Raw genomic sequence first — 9,640 nt, 5'->3', positions numbered from 1 at the left:
GCTGCCCCCTTAAATGGGAAAGAGCCGCATTATTCGAATATCCACCGATATATCGACGCTGAGATATCATGTAAGAAGTGAGGAGTTTGCAGTGATGAGGGTAGGGGATTTGGGGAGTAGGAATTGGTTGTATAAGGAAATTTAGCGTTTGACGCGCATCGCATGTTGGGTTACGGCTAGCGCCTAACCCAACCTACCTCGCTGTCATTTTTTGAATAATGAAATGGATTCAAAAGGAAGTTCAACCTGCTTATATTCAGACGATGGGACATGAGTCTCATCTTTTCGCTGAACATAATAGCTATGATTAGGTTCAAAGGAAACTCTGACGTGATGATATCTATACAGTAAATGAATTAGTCTTTCATCCACCTGCTTATTAATGGATATAATGGACGACCGTGGTAGAACTTGCTGTAAAAGTAACGTATCTTTAATGAGTTTATTAGTTCTAAAAATTCCCCCAAAGCAACAAAAACCAAGTAGAAGCACACCTGCAAGACAAGCAAAACTTATACGAATGAAACGTTTATATTTAGCAGATTGTAAATCTATTGCTGCAATATGAACTTGAAATAGTGGTGTTAATATCTCTGCAAAAAACAAAGCCCAAAAAGGGAAGGATTGCGCAATATAACGGCTAGATTGTCGAGGAGAAATCGCCACGGGTACGGAAGAAACTAAGGCAAGTAAGAGAAAAAAATAGATCCAGGGGTAGTCACGCAGTTTTAAAAGGATATTTTTGAACCATGCAATGTTTGCTATAGAAATGCTCTCTTTTTTTATAATTTTGTACATAAATAAGGTGAGTGCAATGATCAATATTTGATTTTTAAAGATCAACCAGAAAATATGTATAAATCTTGGAACATGGATGTTAACACCATAAGCACCTTTAAACGTTCCTACTATTTGTTGTTGAAAATAAGCGATGATATTTTCTAATATCACTGGATAAAAAAATACTATAAGTGCAAAAAGAATAACTGCTAAGAAAGTAGTTAACAGACTTGATTGTATTCCTTTCTTTAATATGAACGATGAAGGAATTGTTAATGAGTAAATGATTGGTATTGTAATAGGGAAAAGAGCTTGAATACCTTTAGTAAGAAATCCTGCGATAATAAATATCGATCCAATCAATAAGAATGCAAACCGCTTTGATAAATCAGAGGTTACACATGCGTTTAAAATAAAAAGAGAAGCTGTTGTTGTGAATACAACTAATGTAGCCTCTATATTTCCCTCCCATGCTGGATGAAAAGTCCCAACTGTTAATAACCATGAAAGGATGGGGATCCATATAAACGTATGTTGTAGCTGGGGATGACGTTTGCGCCAAAACAATGTAACTAAAAATAAAGATAATAATCCCATCAAGAAAAAATAAAATTTATCTACAAAAACTCCCTCACCAAATAATTGAATGAATAATGAATGAGTATAAAAAGATAAAGGAGGATGTTCATGGAATATTGAAGAAACAGACCAAACTGAGCTTAAAGGTTGCCAGACGGTACTTAAGTGATTTGCAATGTCTAATGCAAAACAAGCATATAATCGTCCATCACTTGACAATCCATGCATAGTAAAAGGAATGCAAAAAAATAGAAATAACGTTATGGTTAAGAGAATATAAGGTAGATTTAAACGAAACAAATACACACCATGCTCCTATAAGATAAATTTGTATCATTAATTGGTCAGCTATTTAATGGTTTGTGTTCATTGTCCTCTTCCTTGAAAACTGTCTACATTGCGTCTAGATGACTTTTTCGAACTTTCTGAAAACTACCGTAACTACTTGATTTCATTGGTGGGCCCACTAGGACCAACGGATTATGAGCCCTGGCCCTTAAAAATAACACGTTGATTTTAAATAAATAATTCGCAACGGGAAACCACATGCCGTACAGAGTATAACAATGTCGTACTCAAACACGCAAATCTCACGCAAGGATATTTTAGCTAATTTAATGGCATTTCGCTAGGAAAGACACTCGATTGTCATGAAAATGATTATTTGAGACAACATCGGGAATAAGCGTGTAATTTTCAAGCCTGCAAGAAGAAGTATATTTCTTCAAGGAATAATTGATATAGTTTATTTATTAAATTTAAAGTTCTTCTTGAAATAATTGTTTATATTGGAAATATGTTGAAAAAAGAACATATAAAATCGCAACTAATGAAATAATTAAACTTCCGTAATAAAATAATTGTTTTCCTTTCGGAAAATGAGTTACTTGGTCAACATATAAAACTAATAAAAAATAAGCGAACCAAATAAGAGTGGTTCCAGAAGCTAAACATGTTTTTAAATCATAATAGTAACTATGTATACGACTTAAATAGGCCAATACTAAAAAGAACGGCAATGAGATGAAATAATAAAACATTTGCATCCCCGAAGGCTCATAGGAACAATGAAAAATATTATTTTCCATTGTTGAGCAAGCCACTACAATGTATGAATAAATCAAATAAAGTACAGAACTATTTATTAAGAATAAAAATAATAAACCAAAAACGATTATCAATGTTTGCTGCATGAAGTCGTGCCTGATTGGCTTGATAAACCTCTGATTAATCTTACCCGAGAAATGATTGCCAAACGGCATACCAAACATGGTCAAGCAAATAGTAAAGCACGCGCCAATAATGCCATGAGGGTATTAAGAGCCATTTTTAATTACGCCATGTATGAATATCAAGACGGCAACGGCCATCCAATTATTACTATTAACCCAGTCAAATACCTATCGCATACCCGGGCATGGTATCGAGTCGATCGAAAACAAACAGTCATCAAGCCCCATCAATTAGCTGACTGGTATAAAGCAGTCATTGTATTGGTTGAGACAGACAACTACCGCAACGCCTTATTGTGGCATGATTATTTTTTATTACTCTTATTCACCGGCATGCGAAAAATGGAAGCTGCTTGTTTGCGCTGGGAGGATGTGGATCTAAAATCCAAAACTATCACCCTGCAAGATACCAAAAACCACGAAATCCACACATTACCTATGTCTGATTTTGTTTATGAGTTAATGGAGCGCAGAAGCCGGAATAAAACGAGTGAATTTGTATTTCCAGCGGAAAGTAAAACCGGTTATATCTATGAACCTAAAAAGGCGGTGAATAGGGTGGTGGAGTTATCTGGTGTTCCATTTACTTTGCATGGTTTGAGAAGAACATTTGCGACCATAGCTGATAGCCTTGATTTGCCGGCTTATGCTTTGAAGCGTTTGCTTAATCATAAAATGAATAATGATGTTACAGCAGCATATATCATGAAGGATGTAGAACGATTGCGCAAACCGATGCAGCAGGTTGCCAATTTTATTAAAAAACACATGATGATATGTGAACAGGTATAATGACTATTTTACACGTATCTCAAAATGAGATATAATTTGATTTAAGAAGGTGTTTATTTGCTATGCATATTATAACTAGAAGAAGAATTACCGAAGCAAAAGCACTTTATCCACAATGCGCATCAGCTCTAGCTGGGTGGTTGAAAGTTGTGGATGAGAATGAGTTTAAGAGTTTTGCTGAGTTGAAAGCAGTATTTAATAGTATTGATAAAGTGGGTGACTTATTTGTCTTTGATATTGGGGGTAATAAGCTCCGTTTGATAGCCAGCATCCATTTTAATCGGAAAAAATTGTATATACGTCATATCTTGACCCATCAAGAATATGACAAAAATAAGTGGAAGGAGTGAGTATGACTGCTTTAGCACACAATAATTATTTAGAAGAGACAATCCAACATTGGAAACATATCTCTCCCATTATCCATGATCCTCAAAATGATGATGAGTATGAGAAACTTGCCAACATGCTTGATCAATTGTTGGATATTGTTGGTGACAATGAGTCGCATGAATTAATGGGGTTAGTTGATGTAATCAGCCATATGATAACTCAGTACGATGAAAACCATGCTGAGCAGCTTCAAAAAGGAAACGGCATTGAAGCATTAAAATTTCTCATGGAACAGCATGGTTTGGATCAAAGTGATTTTAAAAATGAAATTGGAAGTCAGGGCGTCGTTTCTGAAATATTAAACGGAAAGCGACAACTGAATCTCTCTCATATTAAGAAATTAGCCGAGCGATTTCATGTTACGCCAGCTACTTTTATTGATTAGATTTTAGGTTATAAAGTTCCAGGCAAATGTTTCGTGTTAAGAAAACTCAAAATTCTTAACATGACTCACTTCTCATGTTAAAGAAATCGGACTCTCTTAACATGATCAAATTTAAATCTATAGGTCATAAATACGCAGAATTCTATTGATCACCAATACTCATGGAAATTTGGATGTTATCAATCAAATGGTAATCCAAACTATGAAAGATGTTGAACGGTTGGGGAAACTCATGCAACAAGTAGCTAATTTTATACTTAAGCATATGATGGAGACTGCGGATATTAGTTAATTAAATTAAAAAAATTTAATCGCTTGCATCGTTGCTCTAGCAATTCGAGATATTTTTCCTGCATCGGTTGAGATAAAAAACTGAAACCGATCAGCTCTTGCCATTTTGGTAGTACCTGATTGAACTCTTGTACGATCCCATCGATGACGTTCTGATTTAATCCTAATTTTTCAATGGCAAAATATTTAAGAAAATCACCCTTTGTTAAATTATTTTTTTTTCCTTTTAGAGGTAAAGCCAGTTCTTCTTTGGTATTTTTTTGAGCAATCGTTGAGTTAAGTAAATCGTAGGCTGGTGATATGAAAATTTTTCTATCCTTAGTAATCAGGGAAAAATTTTTTAGATGCATGTCTTCATTGCCGACCAGGAAGTTAAACAACGTCAGCTTAAATAATTTCACGAATTCAATTTTTGGGAATGTACAAAACTGTGCTATGACTGCAATTACTTTTTCCATAGAGCTTTTATATTTTGTATGTCGATCTTCACCTGATAGCTGTGCAAAATCTTCTAAAGCTAACTTTTTATTATGGCCTATTCTATCAAAGCGTTTAATGAAGTAGGTCAAACTCTTGTCTTTAGAATAAACCAAACCATGAACCGGAACTTCGAGGCCAATGGCCTTTGCAAGGGTCATAGTAATGGCTTCATTTTCCGGCAATTCTGGGTAAATATCACTTTGCGGTTTTAAAATATAGTGACCCTTTTGATCAACGATTTCAAAACATTCCTCTTTAATCTTTAGTTTGGCACTTAGTTTCTTTTGGACGCCTTGAATAGACATCTTTCCTACACGAGCAATTGCTTCCTGTCGCTGCTCATCAGCACTTAAATCTAATGGACTAAGATTTTTTAATTGAGGAGAAAGCAAATGCAATCCACGTTGAGAATAGTTTTCTTGGTCACTAATTACGTCATAAGTAATAGGGCAGCGTTTCATCTTAGTTCCTCAATAGTCACTGCACCTACGACATCTTGGCCAACTAGTATCAATTGGCCAAAATAATCATTTTTATCGATTTTATATTTGCGTAATAATGCTTCAAGCATAATGCCTTCAGGGAGTAATCCCTCAAAAAAGGGTGGAAATACGTCAAAATCATAGACCTTATTTTTCAACGGCATAGTGAGTGAAACAGGTGCGCCGTGATAATCATCAAAGTAGGTAAATTGATAGGTTCCACCTTGTAATTCCTCTAATATTCCAGCCTTAATGCCATTCACTGATACGTATGCTTTTCTCATGTATTATTATCCGTTGTTTGAGGAAAAGGTGTTTCAAATTTTATTTGGATATTTAAAACATCGAACACTTTTAGCAATGTATTTAGCCGCACCGATTCTTTCCCTTTTTCAATATCATAGATAACCGTCTTGCCGACCCCCGCTAACCGGGCTAATTCTTGTTGCGATAAGCCGCTGTGTTTGCGGTAGTAATGGACTAAATTGGCAATTTCGTGTGTGGGCATGGAACACCAAAAATTAATTATATATTACTGTTATAGCAGTAAAAATGATTAAAATAAACTTATTACTCCATTTATTTGTAGTAATTCGTCATAAATTACTGTTATGACGGTAAATTTGATTAATTTTCTGATTTTACCTCTATTTATTCATTATAAATTCCTGAAAATTACTGTTAACGCGGTAAATTTAAAGGAATGAAAAGAAGTCATTGGTTCAGCCTCAAAATTCGTCCAATGTGGATATAAAAATGAGACGAACAAAGGGGGCAAAGAGCCTGACTTTTTCGAACTTTCTGAAAACTACCGTAACTACTTGATTTTATTGGTGGGTCCACTAGGACTTGAACCTAGGACCAACGGATTATGAGTCTGTAAAATATGGGTTTTAGCCACTTTTACCAATTTTTAACTTCTTTTAAAAACCATTTAAAATCAACGATATTAAGCCATTTTTAATTTTATTGACAAATATTTGGTTTTAAATAAACTGTCTACATGGCGTCTACATGGAATTTTAGGGGTAAAAATGGCAGTCACTGAAAAAGGTATTAAATTAACCAAAACCATCGTTGATAAACTCGAGCATATTCCAGGCAAAACTCAAACCTTTTATCGAGATAATGATTTAAAAGGGTTTGCCTTAAGAATTACCTCAGGTGGTGTCAAAAGCTTCATCGTAGAAACCAGAATCAACGGCAAGGTAAAAAGAGTCACATTAGGCAAATACGGCAACTTGACGGTTGAAGAAGCCAGAAAACAAGCCAAGAGTCTGTTGGGTAGTGTGGCCAGAGGTGATGATCCGATAGCTGAGAAGAAAACCAAAAAAGTCCATGCTATGACTTTGCAGCAAGTATTGAATGATTACCTTAAAGCAAGAAAAGATTTAAAGCCACGCACCTTAAACGATTATCAATGTGTTCTGCATGAAGTCGTCCCTGACTGGCTTGATAAACCTCTAGTGAATATCACTCGCGAGATGATTGCCAAACGGCACACCAAACATGGCCAGGCAAACAGTAAAGCACGAGCTAATAATGCCATGAGAGTATTAAGAGCTATTTTTAATTACGCCATGTATGAATATCAAGACGGCAATGGCCATCCAATCATCACCATTAATCCAGTCAAATATTTATCGCATACCCGTGCATGGTATCGAGTGGATCGAAAACAAACCGTCATCAAACCACATCAATTAGCTGACTGGTATAAGGCAGTCATTGTATTGGTGGAAACAGACAACTACCGGAATGCCTTATTATGGCATGATTATTTTTTATTACTTTTATTCACCGGCATGCGAAAAATGGAGGCAGCTTCTTTACGTTGGGAGGATATAGATCTCAAATCTAAAACCATCACCCTGCAAGACACCAAAAACCACGAAGTCCACACGTTACCTATGTCTGATTTTGTCTTTGAGTTAATGGAACGCAGGAGCCGGAATAAAACTAGTGAATTTGTATTCCCTGCTGAAAGTAAAACAGGATACATCTATGAACCTAAAAAAGCAGTGAATAGGGTAGTGGAATTATCCGGTGTACCATTTACTTTACATGATCTGAGAAGAACATTCGCTACTATTGCTGATAGCCTTGATTTACCTGCTTATGCCTTGAAGCGATTACTCAACCATAAAATGAACAATGATGTTACAGCGGGGTACATCATGAAAGACGTTGAACGGTTGAGGAAACCCATGCAACAAGTGGCCAATTTTATACTTGAACATATGATGGAGACGGCTGAATTATGAATATCAATGAACTAATAGAACACTGGAAATATATCTCACCGATAATACGGGCGCCTCAAAATGCGGAAGAGTATTATCACTAGGCCAATTGCTTATGAATACATGTCTAACTTTAACTTTTGTCTTACATGTCATTGAAATGATTATATAGTTTTGTAAGCATTTCACTATGAAGCAAGCCTCCTGTTTGCTTTAATTGCCATAGTGCTACTTCTGGAAATTTAAAGAAAATTTCTATTCTTTTTATGGTGTTTGCGTCATGGCTTGTACCTGATTCTATGCGTGCCAGTGTGGCAATACTAATATCCAAGACCTTGGCTAAGTCATGTTGAGTAAGACCTATTTCATTTCTTAATTTTTTTATATCTTCTTTTGTAAACGCACTATAATAGACAGGTTCAAAAATAAAACTCGATGGGCCACGTTTACCAATTGAACCTAGCAAAATAATCGGATTTTGTTCATCTGGCGAGATTCCCTGTGATGCGCAATAATCTTTGTAGGCTGGATTTTCTTTGGATGGAATTCTATCAAGTAACGATTTAAATAGTTTTCCTTTTTCAGAACGGTGATGCAATTGAAATAAATCCAGCTCTGGTCCTAATGGAATAGCTGTATCTGAATAGGCATAACTTTCATCATAGATTAATTCATAGACATCATGTTCTCTACTATAAATCAACTCGCCAACGAAAACTCTTCTTTTTCTTCCCTCATGAAATATATTGAGTTTGTCCTGGCTGAGCTTTAAATTATCGTGCATTTTCAAGCTCCTCAAATCTTTTTTGAATTAGGCGATTGATAGCTTGTTTCATTAAGTTACTACAGAAACTATCGTTTATTAATTGATTAATTTTGGATATTGAAAGCCGTTTGTAGAAATTATCGATTTCTGCTTGAAATCCCAATCTTTTAAATTCGCGCACATAATCAATCATACTTGGTTCAAACGTGTCTTTTGTGCTAATTCTACCAGTCGGGTTAAAGTCAGCTTGTAGCATTGGACCTGACTCAAGACTTAAATAGGATACATTATCGTAAATTGGGGAAAGTTTAGTGCTTGAAGATGTAACAATAAACGCAAGATTTCTTCCATGACGATCATGATTGCCGATAAATGCATCGAACAATAAGGTATTGATAAAAATTCTAGTATCTAAGGGTCTACCTGTTTCTTTGGAAATTGCATTGATAAGTCCTTCACAACTATGATCTTCATCAGAGCGGAAATGATAAATATGTTGAAGGTCAATTGGAGAATCTTGTTTTATAAAGTTCTTAGTGACAAACGTTTTATCGCCATAAAAGTCAATGTAATAAAATTCTGCTACAGGAATATTCAATTCCCTTCCAATTTGATTGCACAAATACTCAACTTCAGGTAATTCCGGTGCATCATCTTGCCTCATTTTTAAGATGTATGAATTACCAGCAAGGCTGCCAGAATACTTTTTGAATTTGCCATGGAAAAAGCTGTTATTTTGCTTTGAATTGCTGTTGGGGTTTTCTAATGATGAACTATGTCGTCTCTGTAGCCCCGTAAATTTTTCAGTTTCAGCAACATTAAACCATGCTTTAAAGCAATCAGAATGTAATCCATAATGCTCCGCTGTAGAATCTTCGATTTCCTTGAGACACTTTAAACACTGCATTTAAATACCTGTATTTATCAATTAATATTCTTAAGTATAGTTTTAATATCATTTGATATCAATTCATACTTGGTATCAAATGATAGCAACTAAATCATGATATCATTTGATATTAGGCTCATGTGTTATTCAATATTTGATTTAAACGATCAACCATCAAATATTTTCCTCTAGTCTCAATCAAGAAATGAAAATGGTATTGCCCAGAGATTATCCCCAAATGACAAGCATTTATCTCCACTATATAGAACTATCCCGCTAACCCAATTTTTATCAGCTAAACGAGCCAGTTTTCTCAAACCACGGAAAT

9 protein-coding genes and 1 pseudogene are annotated in these 9,640 nt (G+C 35.2%); 4 read left to right on the top strand and 6 right to left on the bottom strand.

Features of this window, described 5'->3' with window-relative positions; translation table 11 throughout:
* Window positions 1-204: 204 nt before the first annotated feature.
* Complete coding sequence (locus tag OQJ26_RS19060) at window positions 205-1,659, bottom strand: ArnT family glycosyltransferase (RefSeq protein WP_265705262.1); 1,455 nt, start codon at window positions 1,657-1,659, stop codon at window positions 205-207.
* Window positions 1,660-2,522: 863 nt separating this feature from the next.
* Between OQJ26_RS19060 and OQJ26_RS19055 the strand changes: the two are divergent.
* The 3 genes and pseudogenes from OQJ26_RS19055 to OQJ26_RS19045 form a co-directional block, all read left to right on the top strand.
* A pseudogene (locus OQJ26_RS19055) lies at window positions 2,523-3,383 on the top strand (tyrosine-type recombinase/integrase); the annotation flags it as partial.
* Window positions 3,384-3,445: 62 nt separating this feature from the next.
* On the top strand, window positions 3,446-3,733 hold the full coding sequence (locus OQJ26_RS19050) for a type II toxin-antitoxin system HigB family toxin (protein ID WP_265705261.1): 288 nt from the start codon (window positions 3,446-3,448) through the stop codon (window positions 3,731-3,733).
* Window positions 3,734-3,735: 2 nt separating this feature from the next.
* Complete coding sequence (locus OQJ26_RS19045) at window positions 3,736-4,161, top strand: helix-turn-helix domain-containing protein (protein ID WP_265705260.1); 426 nt, start codon at window positions 3,736-3,738, stop codon at window positions 4,159-4,161.
* A 284-nt stretch (window positions 4,162-4,445) separates the two neighbouring features.
* On the opposite strand, the gene OQJ26_RS19040 is transcribed toward OQJ26_RS19045, so the two are convergent.
* Genes OQJ26_RS19040 through OQJ26_RS19030 form a run of 3 tightly spaced genes read right to left on the bottom strand, consistent with a single transcriptional unit; the run spans window position 4,446 to window position 5,922 of the window.
* Window positions 4,446-5,393 (bottom strand): lpg2370 family Dot/Icm T4SS effector, encoded by a 948-nt coding sequence (locus tag OQJ26_RS19040; protein ID WP_265705259.1) that lies wholly within the window; start codon window positions 5,391-5,393, stop codon window positions 4,446-4,448.
* Complete coding sequence (locus OQJ26_RS19035) at window positions 5,390-5,698, bottom strand: HipA N-terminal domain-containing protein (protein ID WP_265705258.1); 309 nt, start codon at window positions 5,696-5,698, stop codon at window positions 5,390-5,392. Before OQJ26_RS19035 ends, OQJ26_RS19040 begins: the two co-directional genes overlap by 4 nt.
* On the bottom strand, window positions 5,695-5,922 hold the full coding sequence (locus OQJ26_RS19030; protein WP_265705257.1) for a helix-turn-helix transcriptional regulator: 228 nt from the start codon (window positions 5,920-5,922) through the stop codon (window positions 5,695-5,697). The genes OQJ26_RS19035 and OQJ26_RS19030 overlap by 4 nt, the downstream gene beginning before the upstream one ends.
* A 526-nt stretch (window positions 5,923-6,448) precedes the next feature.
* Between OQJ26_RS19030 and OQJ26_RS19025 the strand changes: the two genes are divergently transcribed.
* Window positions 6,449-7,678, top strand: coding sequence for a tyrosine-type recombinase/integrase (locus tag OQJ26_RS19025; RefSeq protein WP_265705256.1), 1,230 nt, complete (start codon window positions 6,449-6,451; stop codon window positions 7,676-7,678).
* A 124-nt stretch (window positions 7,679-7,802) separates the two neighbouring features.
* Here the strand turns inward: OQJ26_RS19025 and OQJ26_RS19020 are convergent, their stop codons facing one another.
* Together OQJ26_RS19020 and OQJ26_RS19015 are read right to left on the bottom strand one after the other, a co-directional pair.
* The gene (locus tag OQJ26_RS19020) at window positions 7,803-8,441 is read right to left on the bottom strand and encodes a helix-turn-helix domain-containing protein (protein ID WP_265705255.1); all 639 of its coding nucleotides are present in this window, start codon (window positions 8,439-8,441) and stop codon (window positions 7,803-7,805) included.
* Window positions 8,431-9,330, bottom strand: a complete 900-nt coding sequence (locus OQJ26_RS19015; RefSeq protein ID WP_265705254.1) for a HipA family kinase — start codon at window positions 9,328-9,330, stop codon at window positions 8,431-8,433. Before OQJ26_RS19015 ends, OQJ26_RS19020 begins: the two co-directional genes overlap by 11 nt.
* Between the last annotated feature and the right edge of the window lie 310 nt (window positions 9,331-9,640).

Origin of the sequence: Legionella sheltonii, assembly GCF_026191355.1 — a bacterium.
GTDB classification, from domain to species: Bacteria; Pseudomonadota; Gammaproteobacteria; order Legionellales; family Legionellaceae; genus Legionella; species Legionella sheltonii.
Note: the sequence above shows the minus strand (reverse complement) of the source record. Positions and strands in the feature narration are given on the sequence as shown.